Annotated in this window: 14 protein-coding genes; 13 read left to right on the forward strand and 1 reads right to left on the reverse strand. The window is 71.1% G+C overall.

All coding sequences use genetic code 11. The annotated features are described in order from the left end of the window. The first annotated feature begins 135 nt into the window (after positions 1-135). The 6 genes from G446_RS16880 (at position 136) to G446_RS16890 (ending at position 8,355) form a co-directional block, all read left to right on the forward strand. Complete coding sequence (locus G446_RS16880) at positions 136-1,167, forward strand: ABC transporter ATP-binding protein (protein WP_084779102.1); 1,032 nt, start codon at positions 136-138, stop codon at positions 1,165-1,167. Next, positions 1,167-3,635 carry an FtsX-like permease family protein gene (locus G446_RS0108495; protein WP_026409833.1) on the forward strand — a complete coding sequence of 823 codons (2,469 nt, stop codon included), beginning with the start codon at positions 1,167-1,169 and terminating at the stop codon, positions 3,633-3,635. Before G446_RS16880 ends, G446_RS0108495 begins: the two co-directional genes overlap by 1 nt. A gap of 279 nt (positions 3,636-3,914) precedes the next feature. Beyond that, positions 3,915-5,918, forward strand: a complete 2,004-nt coding sequence (locus tag G446_RS16885; RefSeq protein WP_084779103.1) for a prolyl oligopeptidase family serine peptidase — start codon at positions 3,915-3,917, stop codon at positions 5,916-5,918. A 67-nt stretch (positions 5,919-5,985) separates the two neighbouring features. After that, positions 5,986-6,585: a hypothetical protein gene (locus G446_RS0108505; protein WP_156916586.1), complete on the forward strand. Its 600-nt coding sequence runs from the start codon at positions 5,986-5,988 to the stop codon at positions 6,583-6,585. Positions 6,586-6,682: 97 nt separating this feature from the next. Further along, positions 6,683-7,063 (forward strand): hypothetical protein, encoded by a 381-nt coding sequence (locus G446_RS20320; protein ID WP_026409835.1) that lies wholly within the window; start codon positions 6,683-6,685, stop codon positions 7,061-7,063. After that, positions 7,057-8,355, forward strand: a complete 1,299-nt coding sequence (locus G446_RS16890; RefSeq protein ID WP_169721278.1) for a S8 family serine peptidase — start codon at positions 7,057-7,059, stop codon at positions 8,353-8,355. The genes G446_RS20320 and G446_RS16890 overlap by 7 nt, the downstream gene beginning before the upstream one ends. 939 nt (positions 8,356-9,294) lie before the next feature. On the opposite strand, the gene G446_RS0108525 is transcribed toward G446_RS16890, so the two are convergent. Then, positions 9,295-9,918 (reverse strand): response regulator, encoded by a 624-nt coding sequence (locus G446_RS0108525; protein WP_245574648.1) that lies wholly within the window; start codon positions 9,916-9,918, stop codon positions 9,295-9,297. A gap of 318 nt (positions 9,919-10,236) precedes the next feature. Between G446_RS0108525 and G446_RS16895 the strand changes: the two genes are divergently transcribed. The 7 genes from G446_RS16895 (at position 10,237) to G446_RS0108560 (ending at position 25,736) form a co-directional block, all read left to right on the forward strand. Next, complete coding sequence (locus G446_RS16895) at positions 10,237-11,430, forward strand: sensor histidine kinase (protein ID WP_051285810.1); 1,194 nt, start codon at positions 10,237-10,239, stop codon at positions 11,428-11,430. Between the two features lie 425 nt (positions 11,431-11,855). Then, the gene (locus G446_RS0108535; RefSeq protein WP_026409838.1) at positions 11,856-13,040 is read left to right on the forward strand and encodes an AI-2E family transporter; all 1,185 of its coding nucleotides are present in this window, start codon (positions 11,856-11,858) and stop codon (positions 13,038-13,040) included. Between the two features lie 185 nt (positions 13,041-13,225). Continuing rightward, positions 13,226-19,354 carry an Ig-like domain-containing protein gene (locus tag G446_RS16900; RefSeq protein WP_156916588.1) on the forward strand — a complete coding sequence of 2,043 codons (6,129 nt, stop codon included), beginning with the start codon at positions 13,226-13,228 and terminating at the stop codon, positions 19,352-19,354. A gap of 42 nt (positions 19,355-19,396) precedes the next feature. Next, positions 19,397-20,362 (forward strand): AAA family ATPase, encoded by a 966-nt coding sequence (locus tag G446_RS0108545; RefSeq protein ID WP_026409839.1) that lies wholly within the window; start codon positions 19,397-19,399, stop codon positions 20,360-20,362. 156 nt (positions 20,363-20,518) lie between these two features. Then, the gene (locus G446_RS16905) at positions 20,519-21,871 is read left to right on the forward strand and encodes a DUF58 domain-containing protein (RefSeq protein WP_051285814.1); all 1,353 of its coding nucleotides are present in this window, start codon (positions 20,519-20,521) and stop codon (positions 21,869-21,871) included. Then, positions 21,868-24,348 (forward strand): transglutaminase TgpA family protein, encoded by a 2,481-nt coding sequence (locus G446_RS20995; protein WP_051285816.1) that lies wholly within the window; start codon positions 21,868-21,870, stop codon positions 24,346-24,348. Before G446_RS16905 ends, G446_RS20995 begins: the two co-directional genes overlap by 4 nt. Then, the gene (locus G446_RS0108560; protein ID WP_026409840.1) at positions 24,345-25,736 is read left to right on the forward strand and encodes an RDD family protein; all 1,392 of its coding nucleotides are present in this window, start codon (positions 24,345-24,347) and stop codon (positions 25,734-25,736) included. The genes G446_RS20995 and G446_RS0108560 overlap by 4 nt, the downstream gene beginning before the upstream one ends. The last annotated feature ends 4 nt before the right edge of the window (positions 25,737-25,740 follow it).

The raw sequence follows: 25,740 nt of genomic DNA on the forward strand, positions 1-25,740 counted from the left end.
GGAGGGGCGCCGGCCTTTGGTCGTAGCCGGGGGTCGAAGTGTGGTCTTTGGTCGTATTCCGCCGCTTCGGGGCCGTTCCTAGAGTCAGTGCCATCAAGTCGATGGGTTGAACGGATATGGAAGAAGGAGGACCTCATGAGCGGTGTTCCGGGCGCTGCCGCCGAGTGGTCCCAGACCACTCGCGGTGCCGATGTTGTGGTGGAGGCGCGTGATGTGGTGCGGGTGTACGGGTCGGGTGAGGCTCGGGTGGTGGCTCTGGGCGGGGTGAGTCTGAGCGTGGAGCGGGGTCAGTTCGTGGCGGTGATGGGCCCGTCGGGGTCGGGCAAGTCGACTCTGCTGCACTGCCTGGCCGGTCTGGACACTCCCACCTCGGGGTCAGTGCTCATCGCGGGTGAGGACCTGGCGGGCATGAACGACGCTCAGCTGACCCGGGTGCGGCGCGACAGGCTGGGGTTCGTGTTCCAGGCCTTCAACCTCCTGCCCACCCTGAGCGCCGAGGAGAACATCCTGCTCCCGCTGCGCCTGGCCCGCCGCAGGCCCGATGAGCAGTGGTACCGGGCGGTCATCGACGCCCTGGGCATCGCCGACCGCCTGGACCACCGCCCCAGCCAGCTGTCGGGCGGCCAGCAGCAGAGGGTGGCCGTGGCCCGCGCCCTGGCCGGGCGCCCCGAGGTCGTCTTCGCCGACGAGCCCACCGGCGCCCTGGACACCGCCTCGGCCGCCTCGCTGCTTCAGGCCCTGGGGGCCATGTGCCGCAACCTGGGCCAGACCGTGGTCATGGTCACCCACGACGAGAACGCCGCCGCCGCCACCAACCGCATCATCCGCCTCACAGACGGACACATCACCACAGACAACCCCACCACCCACCACCACGGTGCGGCCCCACACCACCACGCCGCACCCGCCGGCCCGGCCGCCCGCCACGGCGCGCCCGCCGGCCCGGACGCCCCGGCGGCCGCCCCCGGTCCCGACCCCGCCGAGCCCCCGGCCGGGGACTTCCGGGCCACCGTGCCCGTGCCCACGCGCAGACCCACCCGCACTCCTGGCGTCACCCGCCACCCCGCCGCACCCGGCCGCCCCGCCGCCTCCTACTTCCCGGCCCCCCGGGCCGGCGCCGCGACCACAGGCCCCGCCGGCCCCCTCCAGACCAGGAGGATGCACTGATGCCCTCCCTGCTTGACGTCCGCCGCACCGCCGCCGCCCTGATCGCCGTGGCCCTGAGCGCCGCCCTGATCGCCTTCGCCTTCATCGTCTCCGACTCCTACACCACCAGGATGCGGGCCGATGCCCGCCTGTCTATCAAAGGCGCCGATGTGGTGGTCACGGCGGTGGATCTGCATGATGATGGTGAGGTACTGGATGACAATCTGATCTCGCAACTGGAGGCTGTTGACGGCGTGGCCTCGGTGCGCGGTGAGCACTGGGATGTCCTTCGACTGGATCTGCCCGAACAACTCACTCGTGCGGTGGGGGCCACGATCCTGGCTCAGGATGTACCTGCATTGAGTGAGCACACGACCCTGACGGCCGGACGACTACCGCAGGCCGACGGGGAGGTCGCCGTCAACACTCGCCTGGCCGAGCAGCAGGGCCTGGGCGTGGGGGACACCATTCGCTTGACTGATCACGACCGCACTGTGCGCACCAGTTCGACTGTGGTGGGCATTGTTTCCCCGGGGGCGGATACCACACTCGATCCCAGCGACGTCATGGTCTACGCCACGCCCAAGCAATTGGCTGCTATGGGGGCGACCACTGCCTACCACTGCCTGTACGTGAATGCGAAGCCGGGGGTGAGTACCGGCACCCTCGTGAGCGAGGTCGAACGGGTGGTGCACGCCGTTCAGCCCGGCGCCTCCGTGATGGACGCCGACACTGCTGTAGTCCAGCGTGCTGTCTCCAGTACGTCGGGCGGGGCGACTATGTCTACGATGCTCAATCTGCTGGCGCCGGTATGTGCATTAGTATCCGCTATTGTCATCACCACGACCTTCACCGCCCTGGTGGCCCGACAGACCCGCACCACCGGACTGCTGCGCTGCATCGGCGCCTCGCGCCGCCAGATCATGGGCGCCGTGCTGCGCACCGCCGCCCTCACCGGATTGATCGGATCCGTGGCCGGAGCCGGACTCGGAGCTGTGGCCGGGGCCGTTCTCATCCGCTCCGGCGTCATCGAGGATCTGGGCGCCGACCAGCTCACCATCACCCCCGCCTCCCTGGCCGTCACCATCGTCCTGGGTGCCGCAGTTACCCTCATCGCCGTCCTGCGTCCGGCGCGCAGGGCCTCCCGCATCTCTCCCCTGGTGGCCATCACCGGGCAGACCGCTGGCGTCAACCGGACCAGGAAGCGGCCCTGGGCTGCTGTCAGCGGGCTCGTTCTCATCCTGACTGGCGGCGTCCTCCTCGTGTCGGGGATGACCGGGCACAACCTCTACATAGTGGCTGGCGGCGCCGCCCTCATCGCCCTGGGAATCCTGGCGGCTCTGCCCCTGCTGATAGTCCTCATCGTCAGCATCACCGGACGGGTCGGGGCTAAGGGCCGGTATCCTCTCCTTCATCTGGCCGCTCGCAACCTAGTTCGCAACCCCGGTCGTTCCACTGCTACCGCCGCCACCCTTCTCATCGGGGTCATGATCGGCTCGACCTTGTTCGTGGGCCTGTTCTCCTTCAGCTCGTCCTTTCAAAACATCCTGAACCAGGCCTCGCCCACCGACATCACGATCTTCGGGGTAACGCCGCAGACCGACAGTGCTGCCCTGACCTCCACCATCAGGAGCATTGACGGCGTGCAGGGCACCGTCCTCGTCCCCATCCTCGACCTGACCCAGACCGTGAACGGCAAGACCGAACGGACCGACGTCGCCTCCATCGACACCGCCACCATTTCCCCCATTGTTCGCTCCACCGAGGGCCTGGAGGACTTCGACGACAACACCCTTATCGTCGGCGAAATCTATGACATTCCCGACGGCGCCGCGGTCACCCTCACCGGGCCGGCCGGCAGCGCCACCCTGACCGCCCGCGTCAGGGAGGGCTGGGGCGCTGCCATCACCCCCGCCGCCGCCGAGCGCCTCAACGGCACCGCTCCCGCCAACGCCATGATGTGGGTGCGCGCCAAGGGCGAAGGACCCACTCAAGCGCTCGAGAGCGCCGTGCGTCAGGCCACCCGTGGCCAGGATCTCATGGTCAATGACAGTGCCCAGGGACGCGACGCCTTCAGCGATGCGCTCAACCAGATAATGCTCCTCACCTGCCTGGTCATGGGAGCCGCTCTTATCATCTCTCTGACCGGCCTGGCCAATATCACCGACGTCTCCGTCCTGGAGCGCACCCGCGAGATCGGCGTCCTGCGCGCCACCGGCGCCGACCGTTCGCAAATCCGCCGCCTCATCATCACAGAGACCATCCTCCTGGCCGTCATAGGCGGAACCCTCGGCATTATCGCTGGAACCGCTCTCGGGGCGGCTGGTTCACTAGCGGTATTGGGCAACGGCGGACTTGAAGTCGCCATCCCCTGGCTCCCACTGGCCGGACTCCTGGCCATCGCGCTCCTGGTCGGCGCCACCGCCTCGCTAAGGCCTGCCAGACGAGCCGCCGCCATGATGCCGATCACTGCTTTGGCCGCCGACTGACACAACAGAATTTTCCAAGCTTCCCCATCCGGGGAAGGTGCGCGGAGACCTCCGCACACCACACAATCCCGGGCGGGACCCGTCTGGAGCACAGAGAAGGACACATCCAATGGATAACCAGTTCATCCGTCGCAGCAACAGCCTGACCGACGTCAACCGCAGCTATCGCATGGAGGACGGCCGGCTCACGCCCATGCGCTCCCTCCGCTCCTCCCGATTCCTCCGGTCGCCGCGTCCTCCCCGGTCCCCCGCTCTGACCGGGGCGGAAGGACGGCCGTCATGACGCAAGAGCTCCGGACGGTCCGGGAGGCCCAGGCGGCGGATCCCTCGCCCCGGCGGCTGCGAAGCGGCCTGAACGCCATGAATGTCCGTATGTTCGTGCACCCCGGCAGCGGCGCGCGGGCCGTGCTCGAGGCACCCGTGTACCGCACCTTCCCCCGGGCCCGCATGGACCTGCTCAGGTACCGGGCAGTCGCCTATGACCGCCTCGTCGGCGACATCGTCCCCTCCGTGGTGCCGTTCGGATACCTGGGGGTCGTCGAGGACGGGGATCCCGTTCTCCTCACGGATCGCGCCGCCGGTCCGCCCGTTCCCCGCGGAGCGCGCGGCTGGGTCTTCGCCCATGTGGAGGACGACGGCCGCGTCGCCGTCGACTCGTGCCGGGCGGCCGGTGCTGACCGGACGCGGTGGGGGACGAGCACGCGGTCCCTGCTCGGACTCCGACCGGATCCTCTTGAAGGCGCTCGCCTGTGGTCGCTCGGAGACCGCGCGGTGTGGCTCCGCCAGGAGCACGGGCACCGCCGCACCGTCCCCCTGCGCCGCGACGACGCCGAGCCGTGGCCGCGGGCCCTGGTGGAGGACCTCTTCTTCTCCGCCCTGTGCACCCTCATGCTCGATGACGCGCCCGTTCCCGGCCTGCCCCCCGGCGCCGTCGTCCACCTCGACGCGGGGGAGTCGCTCATCGTCGGCCTGGCGGCGACGCCGGAGGAGCTCGCCGCCTTCCTCCGCGAGGACCACGTCGCCCACCACCTGCTCGCCCCGGCCGGTGCGCAGGCCCCCCCGCGGGTCTCGAAGGTGGGCGACCTTCCACGGGGCTCGGTCGCCCACCGGGTGCTCGACGGGCGTTCCACGCCGGTGTACACCGAGCGGCTGGCGGACAGGACCACCTCCTACGCGGTCGAGGACGGATCGATCATCGCCGTCGTCGACGACGGCGTCGATCACTACACGGGCGTGCCCGGCCGGAGCGGCGCGTGGGTGGAGCGCGGGCGGCCGCGCCTCCTGCGGTGGGAGGGCGGCTCGTGGGAGGCCGACGGCGTCATCGAGAGCCTTCGCCCCGGTGGCGGCGCGGGCGGCGTCGAGGTCATCACCGCCGCCGGTCCCGCGGCGGTCCCCCTCGCCGAGGCTCCCCCCGGCCCCGAGCCCGATCCCGATTCCGACCCCGCCGCCGATGCGTCCCGCCCCCAGGACCGCGTCCTCTGGTGCCCGACGGCGGACGACCCCGTCTCCGGGCGATCCGCCTTCACCGCCACCCGGGTTCTTTCGGGGCATGTCGTCGAACTCGTCCTCACCGAGTCGGTGCTGGGCGCCGCCCCGCTGGTCTGGTTCGATTCCTCCCGGACGCTGCCGATTCAACTCATCGGGTTGGCCGGCGTCGACCTCGGATCCCGCTTCCCCGGCGGTGTCGAGTGGTGCCACGCGACCTCGCGCCCGGTGGTGCGGGTCGGCATCGATTACGAGGCGCTGTCGCACGCGGATGTCGAGGGACTCCTCGCGCAGTTGCACCGGGCGTGGAACACCGCTCTGGATGTCATCGCCGAAGAGCTTCCGGAGTCGTCCGCCGCGCCCTTCCTCGGCGGGCACAGTTTCGGGGCGGCGCTGGCCGCCGTGGCCGTGCTCCGCCGTGCGGCCTCGCCGACCGGGGTGCTGCTGCGGAGCGGGGCGTATGACAGGTACACCACGCCGGGGGGATTCGAGCACGACAATCGCACCGTGGCCTCCGCCCCCGATCTGTACGGCGCCATGACCGTTCTCCCCCAGGCCCATGCGCATCGGGGGATCCCGTTCCTGATCACGTGCGGGGATTCCGATGAGAACTCCGCCACGACGCCGCAGCAGTCGCTGACCCTCTACGAGAACCTCGTGCTGTGCGGCGCGGACGCCACCTTGGCGGTCTTCCCCGGCGAGGGGCATTCCTTCGAGTCACGGCGGGCGATCCTGGAGCGTCGCGACCTCGAGGACGAGTGGATGTTCGCGCGGAGCGGAGGTGGGATGAAAAGGTGATGATGAACGTTTGATGAATTAAATATAACAATTTCACCGATTCGTGTCTCTCCGGAAAGTTCGGGTCATGTCAATCTCAACCTTTTCTCCTGTTATTCTTCATGAAGCATCCTATGTCGACGAGGTGACGCGGTTCGTCGCTCACCGGTACGCCACCAGCGGGTACAAGAAGGTCGACGATGCTGACGCCCTCCTGCAAGCGCTTGAGAATGAAGACAGGCTATTGGCCCCATTGTCGACGATTGCCACCATGAATGACGACTCCGGGCGCCTGCTGTGCACCGCCCGTGTCATCATTCGGACAAACGCGGAGCATGTCCTTCTCCCTGTTGAACGGGTTTTCGGTTATCGTGCCCCTCTGGCCGACGGGAGCAGATTGATTGAGATCGCGAGACTGGCCTCCGTGGCGGGCGGCGGGTTCCTCTCGATGCAGGAACTGATGATCGCCTTATACGAGCATGTTGATCCTGACTCGACGAAGGATGTTGTCGTCGCCTGCCTGGATCACTCCCTGTACAAGAAGATCAGTATGGCGGGGTGGCCCGTGCGCGCGATCGGGGAGCCGTTGTTCTATTTCGGTTCTGAAACCATTCCAGTAAGGGTCGACCTGAACTCCTTCGAGTCGCTTGTGTTCGAATCGAAACAGGTGAGGTTCGCGATGAAGTAACAGAATTGCTCGACGGTCGCGTGCCGGACATGCAATTGATTTGCGATCCGACGAGAAGTAGTTAACGATTCCTCTTCTGTAGATTAAGGACACGATCATGAACCGCTCCATGCGCAGCGACCTCAGGAAATCGGTGCGAACCGTCCTGTCCTCCCGCGAGGGAGGGATGGATGAGTGGATCCCGCGCCGAGTGGAACCGGACTCCCGGGAGTCCGACGAGCAGGTCGAGGCCGTGCTGCTTCAGCTGCGCGGTCTGCTGGCCAGGGAGGGGGGCGCCCTCACCGGCGATGTGGAGAAGGACGCCGCCGTTGTCCTGGCCGCCCGGCGCCGGGGGCACTGCGTCGACCTGGTCGTCGGCAGGGAGCGGGCGCCCTACGGCGAGGAGGCCGGCTTCCTGTCCTGGGTCGAGCACAACGGCTCGGTCCTGCTGACAACGGCGCCCGTGCGCCGGCTCTACGAGGAGGTGGCGCGGTGGTGAGGACCTGGGGCCCCGAGGATCCCGGGACCGCCTGCGGACGGTCGACTCCCCCGGTCGTCGCGGTCGTGCTCGCGCTGGCTCTGACGTTCCTCGCGCCCCCGACGGCCGCGGCCGCCGACACGTCCCCGGGCCCGGACCCCCTCGGGCCCCAGCAGTGGTACCTGTCCTGGAAGGAGGGCGGCACCTCGCCGGAGGACGGGAGGGGAACGGTCGTGGGGGTCATCGATACCGGGATCGACTCCACCCATCCCGATCTGGATGACGCCTACGACGCCGCCCTCAGCCGCTCGTTCGTCGAGGACCGGTGCAGCCGGGACCCGTACTGCACCGATCCCGGCCGCGACCTGCTCGGTCACGGCACCGCGGTCGCGGGCATTATCGCGGCGGCGCTCGACGGTCACGGCATCGGCGGGGCGGCGCCCGGCGCGGACCTCGTCAGCCTGAAGGCCGGCGACGCCTCCGGCTACTTCTCCGCCGACGCGGTCAGCCGGGCGATCCGGTACGGCGCCGACGCCGGCCTGGACGTCCTCGTCATGAGCTTCACGGTCGATCCGTGGTTCCGCTACTGCGACAACGCCCCGGGGGACACCGATGAGGAGCGGGCCCGGCAGCGGGAGGATCGCGCGAAGATCGAGTCGGCCCTGCAGTACGCCTCCGACAGGGGCGTGGTCATGGTCGCGGCGGCCGGGAACGAGAGCTACGACCTCGACGGCGGCACGACGGACGGTTACAGCGCGGGCCACGCGAGAAGCAGTGGGCGGAGCGTCGACGGCAGCTGCGTCACTCTGCCGGCGCAGTCGGAGCACGTCATCACGGTCGGGTCGCTGGACGCGTCCGGCGTCCGCGCCGACTACTCGAACGTCGGAACCGCCATTGACATCGCGGCCCCCGGCGGCGAGCCCGTCTGGTACGACCAGGGCAATGCTCCCCACGGCCTCGATTCCGCAATACTCACAACAGTCCCCGCAGAGCTCCTTCGAGATTTCGGGATGCTTGCCGATGACGGGACCCCCCTGGCCCCCGGAATCCAGTCGGACTGCTCCGAGGGCGTCGATCTGTGCCGGTACTACTGGTACGAGAGCGGGACGTCGTACGCGGCCCCGCAGGTGGCGGCCGCCGCCACGATCCTTCTGGCCCGGGGCGTGCCCCCCAGTCGGGTGGGGCAGGAGCTGACGGCACTCGCGTCCCCCGTCCAGTGCCCCGCTGAGAACGCGAAACTCCCCTGTGCGACGACGTCGACGGGGACGAACACCTGGTACGGTCACGGGGCGCTCAGGCTCCCGCGCGGATGATGCCGATCCGTCCGTCGTATGCCCTGGCGGGGCCGGGCCGGTTACGGATGTGACTATGACGCCCTGAAATCTGCTGCTCCTGCTCCGACTCGTCAGCCCGTGCCCGCACTGATGGATGAACGGAAGTGGGTGTGGATGTTGTTCTTCCGTCGTAGAAGAGAGCCGAAGCGTCATCTTCCGTCGTATTCCCTCTGATTCGGATCCGTCACTACAATAAAGGTCATCAGGCCCCATCATCTTTTCAACGCGGTCCCACGGCTCACCCGCCGCGCCGCCCGCATCATCCCCTCGTCGTCCTGATCGGCGAGAGGACCGGCCTCAAGCGGGCCGAACGCGGGCGGCGCCGAGCCATCGGGATCATCGACGCCGTCTCCGCCTCCCAGACTCAATCCGTCTGAGAACAAGAACTGCCGTTACCGAGGTTATTCCGGCGGCTACTGCGCCTGGAGGATTGTTTGCCGCTGCTACTGATTCCGGTCGGCGGTGAGCCTTTCTGCCAGGAAGTCCCCCGGATCCGCGGGGGACCGTGTCGGGTCGTCTACTGCGCCTTTTCCGTCTGATGCGCTCTTTCAACCTCCGCTACGCTCCTTTTTCTCGTGCAGTGGAGGGTCAAGAGGCGTAGCAGAGTAAAAAGGGCGTAGTAGACGCGGGTGCGGGCGGACCTGTGGGCAGCGTGGTCCGGCGACTCGGAAAGGCGGCTGGCGCGCATCTTCCCCTTCCGCCCCGCGGCCCTCATCATCATCGCACTCCAGCATGAACCCTGATGAGGAAGACTCGGTGCTCGGGTTCGGCTCCGCATGCTGCATCGGTGCGGGGCCGCCCCCTTCTCCTCCTCATCGAGACGTGCACTTCGCAATCGAAGACAATGGTCAGAACTGGCCGATCGAGAGCGAAGTGCACGTCTCGATGAGGAGGACGCGCCCCTGGCAGGCGCTAGGGTCAGGAGGGTCCCCCTTGCTTATAGACCATGACGACGAGTTCGAGGCGGGAGGATGCTCCGTACTTCTTCAGAAGGTGCGACACGTGGACTTTGACCGTGGATTCCGAGACGGTGAGGGATGCAGCTATATCAGCATTGGACAGGCCGTCGCACAGCAGGTTCAGGACTTTCTCCTCCGTCTCGGTCAGGTCTGATCCGGCGCCGCTCCGCGGCGGACGCAGGTGCTGGGAGATCAGACGCGAGGCGGAGACCGGTGAGATCGTGGTTCCACCCCTGTGAGCGGCGATGACGGCACGAACCACTTCGTCGGGTGAGGCGTCCTTGAGGAGGAAGCCGCTGGCGTGCTGCGCGAGGGCGTTCAGCATTGTGGAGTCGTCATCGAATGAGGTCAGTACGATCACGGCGACGTCAGGCGATTCCTTCTTCACCCGGGTGAGAAGCTCGAGTCCGTTAATGCCGGGCATGCGCATATCTGTAATCAGTACGTCGTGCCGCATTCGTCTGAGGAACGGAAGCACATCCGAAGCCGATGTGAATGTGCTGAGCACCTCGATCCGCGGTGAAGAATCCAGGTAGGATCTCAGCATGCGCAAGGCGAATGGGTCATCGTCGACGATGGACACGCGAATAGGGCGCTCATCCGCTCCGTCAGGGGGGAGGTCGGTATCGAGAGGCATAGGAGCAATCCTAGCGAGTCCGGTTGCGCGGGGACACTGGGACGATGGAGTGGTCATCTGATCTCGGCCCGGTTGGGACCGTGCGCCTCGGCGGCGGCTGGGACTTTGGTCCACCTTCACCGTTCCGCGTGGAGTGGGGTACCCTACTGACCGCCGGGGCGCTCAGTCGGTCCGCGAGGGCGGGGCCGCCCTGGGCCCGAGGCTGGAGTCGCCCCCACTGACGCTACGTCACTTCGCCCTGCCGCTTCAGCGAGAGCCGCTGTCATGTTCCTCAACCTCCTCAACCGTTTCCACGTCGCTTCCCGCGCCAGCACCTTCAAGACATGGGTGCCGACTCGTCGCACGCACCTGCTGCACGTCGGCGTCGCCCTGTTCCTGGGCTTCATCTCATTCACCAGCACGTCGACTCCGCGGGAGGCGCCCGCGGTCATTGCGACCGCACTCGCCCTGGTGTGCCTTCCCCTCACCTCCTTCCTGCCGATTGCCGGTGCGATCGCGAGTTTCATTGTCACGTGGGGTGCGCAACTCGTTCCGTATGATGTGGGTGCGATCGCTCCGTCCGCCTGCTGGGGTGTGGTAGCGATTCTCCTGACTCGCGGCCTGCCCCGTTATGTGGTGTACTCATTCTCCTGCGCAGTGCTGCTGCTCGGATTATATGATTCCACCTGGATCGTTGCTTTGACTTGGCCCGTATTAGTGGGATCGCCCTGTATGGTGCTCGGCGAAGCGATCCGTTACCATCGTGAGCAGACGGATTCCCTTCTGCGGCAACGCGAGCAGAACTTCGAGCGTCAGCGCCGTCTCATCACTTCGGAGCTTCACGACACCGTGGTGCGGGACCTCACCCATGCGGTCATGGCCGCTCAGTACGCGAAGACCGCTCACTCGGACGACGGGGTTTCGGTTCACGAGCTCGACGCTATTATCACCCAGGTGCGCAGATCGGTTGGACAACTGCGAAGGGCTCTGATCATGATCGGCGAATCCAATGGCGATGAGGGGATTCCCCTCCGTATTTCCGAGCCGCGACCGGTTCAGGAGGTTGTCGAAGAGGCCCGCCGCTCACTCGAGGAGCGAGGGGGTCGGATTCAGGTGGAGGGTATAGATATTCTTGCGGGGGAGGATATTATTGCGGGGACGCGCCAGCAGGCCGTCAGGGTCTTCGAAGAGCTCATCGTCAATGCGGTCAAGTACGTCTCCGTCCCGGGGGATGTTACGGTTTTCCTGGAGATCGATGCCGCCGTGCTCCGATGCCTGATCACCAACTCGATCGATGACGACCCCCCGGCGGCGGATACGGCGCTCAGTTCGGGAATGGGGCTGAAGGGCGTGCGCCGTCGGATCGAATTGCTGGGCGGATCCTTCATGTCAAGACGGAAGGACAACAGGTGGATATCGATTTTCACCATACCGCTTCAGGAGCGGACGGCCGAACAGTCCGTCCCAGAAGTGCCCTGAGGCGCCTCATCTCGCCCCTCGGAGGACGTAGGCGATTCTATACTTTCGTTGGATACCCCTTCTACCCGGCGCGGTGCATAATTGTCAGTGGTTGGAACCTCATCGAAGGAGAATCATGATCCTCCCGCCCCGCTCATCGGCGCTGCTCCTGTGCGGCGCCCTGCTCCTGTGTCTGATGCCCGCCCCGGCGTCGCCGCCCGTCGCCGAGCACCGGGCCGCCCTGGTCGCGCATCAGTTGCCGGCACGGCGGTCTCCGTGCTTCAATTACGGCGGTCTACTTATAGGGGTGTGTTGGTAGAGTCGTGCGCGCCCCCGCGGCGACCGGCGCCGTCGGAGAGCATCCTCCACCCGGGCGCCGCGCGCCCCCCGCCCTCGCCGGGAGGGGCGGCGCGCGGCGCCCGGCCGGCCCGTGACAGGATGGGCGCATGAGCGAAACCCCCGTCCACAGGCCCGACCGTCAGCGGACCCAGGGTGAGACGATCACCCTGACGGTGGCGGCGATCGTCATCGGCTGCGCGGGCATCTACATGCTGCACGATCTTCTGGCCCCCGCCTTCTTCGCCCTCACGCTCGTCATCACCGTGCGCCCGATCGTGGCCCTGGCCTCGCGCCACCACGTGCCCCGGCCCGTCTCCGCCGTCGGGGCCATCATCCTCATCTACGCCTTCATCATCGGCCTGTTCGTGGCCCTGGGCGTGGCCATCGCCCAGCTCGTCGAGACCCTCCCGGACTACAGCGGGAAATTCGAGGCCATCTGGACGCAGCTCCAGACGCTGCTGGGCCGCTTCGGGGTCGACCAGTCCACGCTCATGAGCCAGGTCTCCAGGATGCTCGACACCTCCAGGATCGTGATGCTGGCCCAGGGGATGCTCTCCCAGGTGACCTCCTTCGGGTCGGTCCTCATGATCATGGCGCTGACCGTCGTCTTCCTCATGTTCGACATGTCCCGCATCGAGCTGCGCGCCCGGGCCCTGACGGCCCTCAAGCCGGAGATCGCCGCGGCGCTGGCGGGCTTCGCCAGGGCGGTGCGCTCCTACTGGCTGGTCTCCACCATCTTCGGCCTCATCGTCGCGGTCCTGGACGTCGTCGCGCTGGGGATCCTGGGGGTGCCGATGGCGGTGACCTGGGGGGTGCTGTCCTTCATCACGAACTACATCCCCAATATCGGCTTCTTCATCGGCCTCATCCCGCCGGCCCTGCTGGCCCTGGTGGACAGCGGGCCGTGGACCGCGCTGTGGGTCGTCGTCGCCTACGCGGCCCTCAACTTCGTCATCCAGACCCTCATCCAGCCCAAGTTCACGGGGGACGCCGTGGGGCTGAACACGACGACGACCTTCCTGTCCCTCCTGTTCTGGGCCGAGGTCATCGGCGCCCTGGGCACCATCCTCGCCATCCCGCTCACCCTGTTCGTCAAGGCCCTGCTCATCGACTCCGACCCGCGCTCGCGCTGGGTGAGCATCTTCCTGTCGGCCGGCGACACCCCGGTGCGCGCGCCGGACGAGATCGAGCCCGAGGTCCTCGAGGAGATGGATCTGGACGGCGACGGCGTGGGCGCGGCCGATCCCGAGCACGACGTGCGCGCCGTGAAGGACGCGGGGCACCGAGGTTGAGGCCGCCACTGCCGCGATGGCGGCCCCGCGGGCGGCCGGGCCCCGGGGCGCGGCCGAAGGGTTGCGAAACTGTGACCTGGACCGGGTAACGGCGCAATACCGGGGTTTTCCGGGCCTTGACGGAGGTTCTTGTCTCAATTGTGAGACAGGGACGATTGTTGCCGAATCGTCGGGCGGCTGCGATCATGACTGCGTCTCCAACCCAGGAGACGACCCGCATCTCGACCATCACGGTGTCCCCGCACCGGTTGGACCCTCGTCAGGAGCTGCCCGTGCGCCTGTTCTCCATGCGTACCGCCGTCAGCGGTCTCGCCGGGCTGCTCTCGGTGACCGCCATGGTGCTGGCGCTCATCCACCCGGGCGTGGTGACGCAGGAGGTCGACCTCAACGACGGCGGGGTCTGGGTCACCAACGAGAACCTCCACATCATCGCCCACCTCAACTACCCCGCCCAGACCCTCGACGGCTACATCCGCGCCGGCAGCGCCCAGTTCGACGTCGACCAGAGCGCCGGGACGGTCTTCGTCTCCGACACCCCCTCCGACACCTACACGCGGATCGACGTCGCGCAGTACTCCATGCTCACCCCCCTCAGCGCGGCCTCCGCCATGGAGCTGGGCGGCGACCGCGTGGGCGTGGTCGACCCCGAGGCCGGCAGCGTGTGGGCCATGGCGGCCGAGGACTACGGCGCCTTCTCCGCCCAGACCACCAGGCCCGTCCTCCGGGACGAGAAGGGCGCGGTCCTGGCCATGGGCACCGACGGCTCGGTCCACGTCGCCTCGGCCGCCACCGGGCGCATGACCACCGTGACGCGCGCCGGCAGCATGGACGACGCCGTCACCACCGAGCTGCCCGCGCTCGGCGACGCCCCCGACCTGCAGGTCTCGGCGGTCGGGGACAAGACGGTCGTCCTCGACCGGGCCTCCGGCACCCTCGTGCTCCCCGACGGCTCCCCCGTCGCCCTGAGCGGCCGGCAGCTGAACCTCCAGGTCCCCGGGCCCGAGGCCGACGAGGTCCTGGTCGCCTCCGCCGACGCCCTGCTGCGCGTGAGCCTGCGCGGGCAGGTGACCGAAGTGGCGAAGAAGACCCCCGGCGGGGCCCCGTCCCGGCCCGCCCAGCACGCCGGCTGCGCCTACGCGGCGTGGAGCGGCGCCGGCGGCTACCTCATCGACTGCGCCGACGCCTCCCGGGACGTCAACGAGGACTTCCCGGCCCTCGACTCCGCCTCCAGGGCCGTGTTCCGCATCAACCGCAAGGTCATCGTCCTCAACAACCCGGAGGACGGCGGCCTGTGGCTGCCCGACGAGGACATGGTCCAGGTGGACAACTGGGACCAGATCAACTCCGATCTGGAGAAGGAGGAGACGGAGGAGGACGACACCACCAGGAACGCCGACGAGACCCAGGCCGAGCGCTCCGAGAACAACACCCCGCCCGACGCCGTCGACGACTCCTTCGGGGTGCGCCCCGGCCGCTCCGCCTCGCTGCCCGTCATCGCCAACGACACCGATCCGGACGGGGACGTCCTCGTGGCCTCCCCGACCTCGCAGCCCGACCTGGGCGAGGTCGTGGCGGTCGGCGACGGCGCCGCCCTCCAGGTCAGGATCCGCGACGGCGCCGCCGGCTCGTCCACCTTCACCTACGAGCTCGACGACGGCACCGCCACGGACACGGCCGGCGTCACGCTCACCGTGCACCCGTGGGAGACCAACGCCGGCCCCGAGCAGCTGCGCACCTCGACCCTCATCCTCGGCCAGGGCGCCCGCTCCACCCTCAACGTCTCCGGCGACTGGCACGACCCCGACGGCGACTCGGTCTACCTGGAGTCGGTGGCCTTCCCCGCCGGGCTCGACGTCACCTGGCGCGCCGACGGCACGATCGCCGTCCAGGACCTCGGCCAGGGCGCCGGGGTCCAGGAGCTGGCCGTCACCTACTCCGACGGCCGGGAGTCCACCGAGGGGGTCCTGCGCGTGGACGTGCGCGGGGCGGAGAACATCGCGCCGGTGGCGGGCGGCGACCACGTCGTCGTCCCGGAGGGGCAGACCGTCCAGCTCGACCCGCGCGTCAACGACACCGACGCCAACGGGGACTCGCTGCGCGTGTCCGCCATCGGCGAGGTCCCCTCCGGCATCGGCGCCGAGCTCGACCCCGGCTCGTCGGTGGTCTCCGTGACCGGCCGGACCGCCGGCACCTCCTACCTGGAGTACACGCTCACCGACGGACCCGCCTCGGTCACCGGCGTCATCCGGGTCGACGTCATCGCCGCGGACTCCACGAGCCCGCCGGTCGCCCAGGACGACGTCGCCACCCTACCGGCCGGCGGGGAGGCCCTCGTCAACGTCCTGGACAACGACGACGACCCCGGCGGCGGGGTCCTGGTGGTCCAGTCGGTGCGCACGGGCGAGGGGTCGCCGCTCGTCGTCGCCCTGCTCGAGCACCACATCCTGCGCATCACCGCGCCCGGCGGCCTGACGGCGACGGAGGAGATCACCTACACGGTGGCCAATGCGACCGGCACCGCCGAGGGGCGCGTCACCGTCATCCCGGCGCCCGCCACCTCCACCTCCGACCCGCCGGTGCTCGCCGACGACACGCTCGTCGTGCGCGCCGGCGACGTCGGCGGCGTGCGCGTCCTGGGCAACGACCGCTCCCCGGCCGGGCTGAGCATGACGGTGGACGACCGCCTCCAGCACGAGATGGACCCCGCCACCGCCACGCCCTTCGTCTCCGACGACGTCGTGCGCGTGCGCGCCGGCGACCGGCCCGGCTCCGGCACCCTGGTCTACACGGTGCACGACGCCGCCGGGAACGTCGCCTCGGCGAGCGTGGCGGTCAACGTCGTCGCCCTGGACGAGACCACGAACACGGCCCCGCACCCCCAGGACCTGACCGGCTGGACGGTGGCGGGGCAGAAGACGACGATCGCGGTGCCGCTGGACGGCATCGACGCGGAGGGCGACTCGGTGACCCTCGTCGGCCCGGGCTCCTCCCCCCGCCTGGGCACCGTCGAGACGGGCCCGAGCGCGCTGACCTACACGGCCGGCGCCACCGCCTCGGGCACCGACGTCTTCACCTACACGGTCCGCGACCGCCTGGGCAAGACGGCCACGGCGACGGTGCGGGTGGGCGTGGCCCCCGCCGCGACCTCGAACCAGCGGCCCGTGGCCGTGCCCGACCAGGTCAACATCCGCCCGGGCACGCTCGTGTCCATCCCCGTGCTGGACAACGACGTCGACCCCGACGGCGACGACCTCGACCTCGTCGCCGACATGGTGGGCGCCGTCGACCCCGCCATCGAGGTGGAGTCCAAAGGCTCCAGGATCCGGCTGCGCACCCCCGAGACCGAGGGCACCTACACCGTCGAGTACGGGGTGAGCGACTCGCGCTCCGACCCCGTCACCGGCCTGGCCACGGTGGTCGTCTCCGCCGCGGCGCCGCTGCAGGCGCCCATCGCCCGCGACGACGCCGTGCCCGCCGCCGAGGCCCTGGACCACTCGAGCGCGAGCGTCGACGTCCTGGACAACGACTCCGACCCCGACGGCGACGTCGACTCCGACACCGTGACGAGCCAGGACCCCGGGGTGAGGGTCGGCGACGACGGCGAGCTGACCGTCGACGTCTCCGAGTCGCCCCGCTACGTCCTGTACACGCTGACCGACCCCGACGGCCTGACCTCCTCCGCGGTGGTGCGCGTGCCCGGATCCGTGCTCGCCGAGCCCGAGGTCGACCCGAGCGCGGCCGGCTCCCTGCAGGTCAGGGCCGGCCAGACCCTGACCATCCCCATCAACGACTACGTGCGCACCCGCCCCGGGCGCACCGTCCAGATCACTGACGCCGCCAGGGCCTCGGCCTCTCTGGGCTGGGACGGGTCGGCGCTGGTGCACGACCCGACGACGCTCACCTTCGGGGCCGCGGCCGACTACTCCGGCCCCAGCTCGGTGACCTTCGAGGTGACCGACGGGACGGACCTGAACGACTCCGAGGGCCGCGTGGCGACCCTGACCCTGCCGATCACCGTGCTGCCCGGCGCGAACCGGCCGCCGACCCTGACCCCCACGGAGATCGAGGTGGCCGCCGGCGAGAAGGCCGTGGACGTGGACCTGGCCCGGTGGGTGAGCGACCCCGACGGCGACGACCCCTCCGCCATGACCTACTCGGCCGCCCCGAGCCTGACGGGGGTCTCGGCCTCCGTGAGCGGCTCGCGCCTGTCCGTGTCGGCGCAGGCGGGCACGGCGTCGGGGGCGGCCGGCCAGGTGGAGGTCACGGTGACCGACCCCTCCGGCGCCACCGCCACGGCCGCGGTGGCGGTGAGGGTCGTGACCTCCACGCGCGAGCGCATCCAGGTCGCGCCCATCTCCGTGTCGACCGGCGCCGGGCGGGCGGTGAGCGTGGACCTGGCCTCCTACGCCACCAACCCCTTCCCGGACGAGCCGCTGCACGTGGTGGGCGCGCCGTCGGCCTCCGACTCCTCCTCGGTGAGCGTGTCGGGGACGACCCTGACCATCACCCCGCCGGCGGGCGTCAGCGGCACGAGCACCGTGTCCTTCCGCCTGGGCGACAAGACCAACGACGCCTCCCGGGAGGTCGAGGGGACCGTCCAGGTCGCCGTCAAGGACCGCCCGGCGCCGCCCACCGGCGTGTCCGCCGCCTCCAACAGCGCCTCGACGGCGTCGGTGTCGTGGACCGCCGGCCCGGCCAACGGCGACCCCGTCACGGGATTCACCGTGGTCGATGAGACCCAGGGCGACTCCAAGAGCTGCGGGCTGGTGACGACCTGCCTGTTCGAGGGCCGCACGAACGGCGTGGACCACACCTTCCACGTGGTGGCGACCAACGGGGTGGGGGACTCGGCGGCCTCCGCCTCGGCGACGACGAATATCGACGTCGTCCCCGGACAGGTGCCCCAGCCCACGGGCTCGCCGGGCAACGGGGAGGCGACCTTCACCTGGTCCGCCCCCGCCAACGAGGGCTCCGCCATCACCGGCTACACCGTCTACCTGTCGGGCCCGGGCGGCTCCCAGCAGCAGACGGTGACGGGCACGAGCGCGACCTTCAGGGGCCTGTCCAACGGCGGCGCCTACACGGCCACGGTCGTGGCGGCCAATGCGAAGGGCAGTTCGCAGTCCCAGTCCGCGCCCTCGGCGCCGGTGGTGCCCTACGGCGCGCCGGGGGCCGTGACCATCACCGATGTGAGCCAGGCCAACCGCGGCGCCTCCGGCAGCAGCGACTCGGTGCGCGTGAGCTGGACCCCCGGCGACGACAACGGCCGGGCGGTGGAGTACTACACGGTCACGGTCGGCGGCGCCTCCAAGCGGGTGAGCGCCGCCGAGGGGACCTCGACGGTCATGGAGTCGGTGGCCACCTCCAACTCCATGGTCCCGGTCTCCGTGACGGCGGTCAATGACTCGGCCGGCCCCTCGGGGCACACCTCGCCGGCCGCGTCGTCCTCCCTGTGGGTCCTGGGCAAGCCGGTGACGCCCACCGGAACCCTGTCGCTGCGGGCGACGGGCGCCTCGGGCGAGTTCACGATCTCCGGGCTGTCGACGGTCGAGGGCAACGGGTGGCCGACCTCCTCCCAGAGCCTCCAGTGGAGCACGGACCAGATATCGTGGTCCTCGACCTCCGGCACGCAGAACCTCGGGGCGAACGGCCAGACGACGATCTACGTGCGCTCCGCGGCCTCCAAGGGCGACGGCACGACCGCCTACTCGGACATGGTCTCCGGAGCCGTGGCGCCCTTCGGACCGCCGACGGCGCCCACCGTGAGCTGCGGGGCGAACGGGACGAGGGTGACGTGCACGTGGCAGGGCGGCGCGTCGGGCGGCCGCGACACGACCTTCAGCCTGAGCGGCCAGGAGAACATCGACGTCGCCGACCACGGCGAGCGCTCCTGGGACGTCGGCGAGGGGGCGACCGTGGGGGTCTGCACCAAGGCGGTCCAGCACTCCGCGGAGATCGGCGACCGCGGGGCGGGGGGCAACTGCGTGTCGGTCACGACGGTGCGCTACGAGCGCAGGCACGCGACCTCGCGCTCGGATTCCGCATTCACGTGCACGATCGGATCGTGCGCGGGGCAGACCGCCTACCGCCCGGCCTTCACGCTGACCGGCTGGCCGCCCAACGCCAATGTCCAGTGCCGGGGCGACTTCAACGCGAAACCGGTCGAGGGGCGCTTCACCGTGGACGGGGCGGGGAACTGGAGCGGCGTGCCCGATAAGTGGAACTGGAATGGCAGGGATGTGCCTATTGGTGCGCTCGATCACTACAGCAACTGGGACGGAATACTCGAACCGATGACCTGCAGCCAGTACTGACCGATCCCGCTCCACGAACCTGTCCCGAGAAAGGCCCATGCCATGCCCATGACCCAGGAGAATGCGACCTGGTTCGCCGACACCTTCTCCAAGATTGTCGAGAACGTCGGCCTGGCCCTGCTGGGCAAGGAGGAGGTCATCCGGCTGGCGCTGACGGCCATGCTGGCCGAGGGGCATCTGCTGCTGGAGGACGCGCCGGGCACGGGCAAGACGGCGCTGGCCCGGGCGCTGGCGGCCAGTGTGCAGGGCACGCATTCGCGCATCCAGTTCACCCCGGACCTGCTGCCCAGCGACATCACCGGGGTGACCGTGTTCGATCAGAAGAGCGGGTCGTGGGAGTTCCACCCCGGACCCGTCTTCGCCTCGATCGTCCTGGCCGATGAGATCAACCGGGCCAGCCCCAAGACCCAGTCGGCCCTGCTGGAGGTCATGGAGGAGTCCAAGGTGACCGTCGACGGCGTGCGCCACGAGGCCGGACGCCCCTTCATGGTCATCGCCACCCAGAACCCGGTGGAGCAGGCCGGCACCTACCGGCTGCCCGAGGCCCAGCTCGACCGCTTCCTCATGAAGACATCCGTGGGCTACCCCGAGGACGAGATCCTCGTCGACGTCCTGGAGGGCTCGGCCTGCCCGGACCGGTCCAAGAGCCTGTCCGCCGTCATCGCCTCCACCGCGGTGGCCTCCATGGCCGACCTCGCCGCCACCAACCACGTCGAGCGCGCCGTCCTGTCCTACATCGGCGCCCTGGCCCGCGCCACCCGCGAGTCGTCCGACACGCGCCTGGGGGTGTCCACCCGCGGCGCCATCGCCATGACCCGGGCGGTGCGGGTGTGGGCGGCCGCGCAGGGGCGCCCCTACGTGCTCCCGGCCGACGTTCAGGACCTGGCGGAGGTGGTCTGGGCCCACCGCCTGGTCATGGACCCCGACGCCGAGTTCACCGGCGCCACCGCCGCGGACGTCATCACCCGCGCCCTGGCCGACGCCCCCGTCCCCTCCACCCGCTCCTGAGCCGCCATGCCCCTCCTCCGCGCGCCCCGACGCCGCCCTGCCCCCCGCCCGGCGCCACCGCCCCCGCCTCCGCCCGGTGCGCCACCGCCCCCGCCCGGCGCAGCGGCGCCCCCTCCGCCCGGTGCGCCGCCGCCTCCCCCGCCCCGGCGGCGGCCGGTGCGCCGCCCGTCCCTGCGCCGCCTGCTGCGGTCCCGCCTGCTCCGGGGCCTTCCCTCCGTGCGCCGCCCGTCCCTGCGCCCGGCCGCCCTGCTCGCGTCCTCGCGCAAGCGGCTGGCGTCCGCCCGCCTCGCCGCCGCCGGGGCCGCCCGGCGCCTCGAGGGCGCGCCCGTCCTGGGCCCACTCCTGCGGGGCTGCGCCCGCGTGGCCGACGCCGTCACGCCGCTGGGCCGGGCGAGCGCCGTCGGACTGGTCCTGGCCCTGGCCTGCGCCGCCGCCCTCCACTGGCTCGAGGCCTGGGGCGCCGCCCTCGTCCTGGCCGCACTGCTGGCCATGGGCGCCCTGGCCGCGGTGGGGCTCACCACCTACCGGGTGAGCGTCGAGCTCGCCTCCACGCGCGTGACCGTGGGCGACGCCGCCCTCGGCCAGGTCGTCCTGACCAACCCCTCCGCCCGCCGCGTGGGCGCCTCCACCGTCGAGCTGCCCGTGGGGGAGGGCCTGGCCGCCTTCCGGGTGCCCCGCCTGGGGGCCGGGGAGAGCCACGAGGAGCCCTTCACCATCCCCACGCGCCGGCGCGGCGTCGTCGTCGTCGGGCCGGTCACCTCCATCCGCGGCGACTGGCTGGGCATCGTCCGCCGCAGGCAGCGCTGGAACGAGCCCGTCGACCTCTACGTCCACCCGCGCACCACCGCCCTGGACTCCGACGCCATCGGCTTCATCCGCGACGTCGAGGGCGCCGTCACCCAGGAGCTGTCCAGCTCCGACGTCGCCTTCCACGCCCTGCGCGACTACGTCCCCGGCGACGACCGCCGCAACGTCCACTGGCGCTCCACGGCCCGCACCGGACGCCTCATGGTCCGCCAGTTCGAGGAGACCCGCCGCGCCCACCTGCTCGTCATCCTCGACCTCGACGAGGCCGCCTACGGGACCGACGAGGAGCTGGAGACGGCCGTCTCCTGCGCCGCCTCCCTCATCATCGCCACCATGCGCGAGGGCCGGGAGGTCAGCCTCGTCACCCAGACCGGCGCGCCCCCGCTGACCACGGCGGTGCGCGCCCTGGACGCCCTGACCACGCTCAAGGCGGTCGCCGACCAGGAGAACCTCGCCCGCCTGACCCGCCGCGCCGTCGCCGCCGTCCCCCAGGCCTCCGTCACCGCCCTGCTCACCGGCTCGCGCACCCCCGCCGAGCGCATCCACCGCGCCCGCGTCGAGCTGCCGGTGTCCACCCAGCCCCTCGCGCTGCGCGTCGACGCCGCCGCGAGCCTGCACTCGACGCCGATCGCCGGCCTCAGGGTCCTCACGGTGCCCCGGCTCGACGCCCTCCCGCGGGCCATGAGGAGGGCCGTCCGATGAATCGCCCCGCCGCTCCGCCCCCGCCCGCTCCTTCGGCCCCGTCGCCGCCGGCCTCCCCGGCCTCGTCCGCCTCCCCGGCGTCGCCGCCGGCCACCTCGGCTCCGTCGCCCAAGCCGCCCCCGCGCCGCCTGCGCCTCGACGACCTCCTCGCCGTCACCGCCCTCCTCCTGCTGGCCGGGGCCGCCCACGGGGCGGTCTTCGGCAACGCCGGCGGATACATCGCCGCCGGCGGCGGGGTGGGCCTGGGCCTGCTCGTCGCCGCGGCGGGCGCGCGCTGGCGCTGGAACGCCGCGGAGACCCTGATCGGCTCCGTCGTCGTCTACCTCGCATTCGGCGGCGCCCTCGCCCTGCCCACGACGACGGCGCACCGCGTCCTGCCCACCATCGCCACCCTTCAGGGTCTCGTCATCGGCGCCGTCGAGTCCTGGAAGGACCTGCTCACCCTCGCCCCGCCCGCGGGGGCCTTCGTGGGCCCGACCATTGTGCCGCTCCTGTCCGGGCTGCTGTGCTCGGTGGCCGCCCTGACCATCGCCCTGCGCGCCCGCACCCCGGCGTGGGCCCTGGTGCCGGTCCTGGCCCTGGCCGCCTCCGGCATCGCCTGGGGCTCCCAGAACGCGCCCCTGGCCCGCTACCTGGGCGCCGCCCTCGCCGCCGGGTGCGTGCTGTGGGGCGCCCGGCTGGCCGCCCGGCGCCGCCGCGGCGCCGCCACCGGAATCGTCGGCGCCCCCGCCCGGCGCCGCGCCGTCGGCGTGGCGGGCGGGGCCGGCATGATCGCCGCGGCGCTCGCGCTGGCCGTCGCCGCCGCCCCGGCCCTCCAGGGCGCCGGTCACCGCGACGTCCTGCGCGACCACGTCGACCCGCCCCTGGACATCACCGAGTACGCCTCGCCGCTGACCAGCTACCAGTACTGGATGGACGACCAGAAGGACACCGTGCTGTTCACCGTCACCGGCCTGGCCGAGGGCCAGCGCATCCGCCTGGCCACCCTCGACACCTACGACGGCGTCGTCATGCGCGTGGGCGCCGACGCCGACGGCGAGGGCTTCGTGCGCGCCGGCGCCACGGTGACCGACACGCCGCCGGCGCCGGGGGAGACGACCACCACCCTGGGCGTCACCATCGACGGCTACACGGGCTACTGGATCCCCGGCGGCGGGGACCTGCGCTCCTTCCGGGTCGCCGACGGCGACCGGGCCGTCGCCGACACCCTCTACTACTCCTCCCAGCTGCAGACGGCCCTGACCACCCGGGGGCTGACCCGCGGCGACTCCTACACGGTCACCGCCACCACCGTGAGGACCTGGACGGACGCCCAGCTGTCCGACAAGCCGTTCAGCCGGATCACCCTGCCCACCGACACCGCCGTCCCCGAGGAGGTCGGCGCGCGCCTGCCCGAGTTCATCGCCGGGGCCGACGGCGGCGTCGAGACCGTCCGCGCCCTCACCCAGGCCCTGACGACCCTGGGCTACTACTCCGACGGAACCGACGGCCAGAGCCTGTCGGGGCACTCGGCCTGGCGCATCTCCAGGTTCCTGGACCCCGACGCCCTCATGGTCGGCGACGACGAGCAGTACGCCGTCGCCATGGCCCTCATGCTCCGCCACGCCGGGTGCCCCGCGCGCGTCGTCGTCGGCTTCTACCCCGAGCAGTACACGGGCGGGGCCCAGCAGATCACCGGCACCGACGCCCACGCCTGGGTGGAGGTCGGCTTCGAGGGGGCCGGCTGGGTCGCCTTCGACCCCACCCCGCCGCGCGACAAGATCCCCCAGACGGAGATCCCCAAGCCCAAGCCCAATCCCAGGCCCCAGGTCATCCAGCCGCCGGTGCCCCCGCAGGACCCCGCCGACCTGGCCCCCGATATCGACGACGACGACCAGGACGAGCGCAATGAGCCGAGCCGCTGGCTGTCCTGGCTCCTCCTGGCCCTGAAGATCCTCGGCGGCGCCCTCATCGTCCTGGCGCCCTTCATCCTCGTCGTCGTCATCAAGGCGCTGCGCCGGCGCCGACGACGCCGCGCCGCGGAGCCGCTCGACCGGGTCATCGGCTCGTGGGACGAGCTCGTCGACCGGGCCACCGACCTGCGCCTGGAGGTCCCCCTGGCCGCCGCCCGCGACGAGCAGGCGCGCATTATGAGCGCCCCCGGTCCGCAGGGGCCGGCCCCCCGCGTCTTCGGGGCCCGGGCGCAGGTCGGCGGCATCGAGGCCCTGGCGCGGATGGTCGACGGATCCGTCTTCGGCGGGGGCCGCATCGCCCCCGAGACCGCCGACGCCGCCTGGGCGGGCTCGGGGCGGGCCCTGGCCGAGCTCGGTGGGCGCGCCACCCGCCGCCGGCGCCTGCGCGCCTCGATCTCCCTGACCTCCCTGCGACGGCGCCGGGCCCAGGCCCGCGCCGCCTCGCGCCACAGCCGCGCCGCCGTCCGGGCGGGGCGGAGGCAGTCCGCCGCCCGTGCGGCCCGCACCCGAGGAGAACAGCGATGACGACCACCCCCGCACCGATGTCCCCGGCGCCCCCGCTCCCGGACGGGGTCGTGCCCGCCCCGGGCGCCAGGCGCCTGGGCGCGTTCCTCATCGACGCCGTCCTCATCACCGTCGCGTACTACGGCATCACCGCCGTCGCCCTGGCCATGGGGCTCTCCTCGGGCTCCATCGACACGCTGATGACCATGACGACCGTCTCCGGCCTGATCATCATCGCCCTCGCCGCGGCCATGACGGCCTGGCTGTGGACCCGCGGCTATACGCCCGGCCACCGCCTGCTCGGCCTGCGCTGGGCGGCGTGGGACGGGGCGGGGCCCGCCGGCGCCCGCAGCGTCGGCTGGTACGCCCTGGCCGGCCTCGTCGGGACCCCCACCCTCGGCGTCGTCCCGATCATCACCCTCCTGGTCACGGATCCGCAGGGGCGCAACTGGATCGACCGCGTCTGCGGCACCGTCGTGGTGATCGCCGGCCCGGCCGGGCCCGCGGCCCCGCGGTCCGGCCCGGTCGCGGTCCCGGGGACGGCGGGGATGTCGAGAGCCCCGGGGGCGGCGGGCCCGGTGCCCGCCTTCGTCGAGGACACGCAGGAGCAGCCGGCCCTGACCGCATCCCAGCTGCGGGACCGGCTCGGCGCGGCGGCCACCGCCGGGGCCGCCAGCGGGCCCTTCGCCGCCCCCGCTTCCGCCGCCGCCCCCGCGCCGGAGCCGATCGGGGACGGCCCCCTGTTCGCCCCGCCCCCGGCGCCGACCGGCCCGGCCGCGGCGCTCGGCGCCGGCGCGGGCTCGCCCCCGGCGCCCGCCGTCGGCGCGGGCTTCATCAGCTCGGTTCCGTGGGAGACCGGGGGCCCGGCCGCGTCCCCCGCCCCGGCCGCGTCCGCGCCGTCGGCGCCCGGCGCCATGCCCCCTGTTCCGCCGCCGCCCGCCGCCCGCCGCCTCGACCGCGACCGGGCCGCCATGCCCCCCGTCCCGCCGCCCCCGGCCGCCCCGGCGGCCGCTGCCGCCGCTGCTCCCGCCGCCGCCATCGACGAGGGCCCGACCGTCGCCCGCACGGCGCTGCCGCGGGCGGGCGCGACCCTGGTCATGGACACCGGCCAGCGCATCGCCCTGGTGGCGCCGCGCACTCTCCTGGGTCGCGCCCCCGTTGCCGTCTCCCCGTGGGAGGAGGCCGATACTGTGCCCGTGACCGATCCCGACCGTTCCATCTCCAAGACCCACCTCGCCGTCCTCCTCGACGGCGACCGGCTCAGCGTGCGCGAGCTCGGATCGACCAACGGCTCGGCCGTGGTCGCCGCGGACGGCGCGCGCACGACCCTGCTCATGGGGCAGGACGTCGCCGTGCCCGACGGCGCGCGCGTAGAGCTGGGCGACCGCTCCTTCACGGTGGAGCGCTGAGGCC

The sequence above is a fragment of the Actinomyces dentalis DSM 19115 genome (assembly GCF_000429225.1).
Taxonomy (GTDB): Bacteria; Actinomycetota; Actinomycetes; order Actinomycetales; family Actinomycetaceae; genus Actinomyces; species Actinomyces dentalis.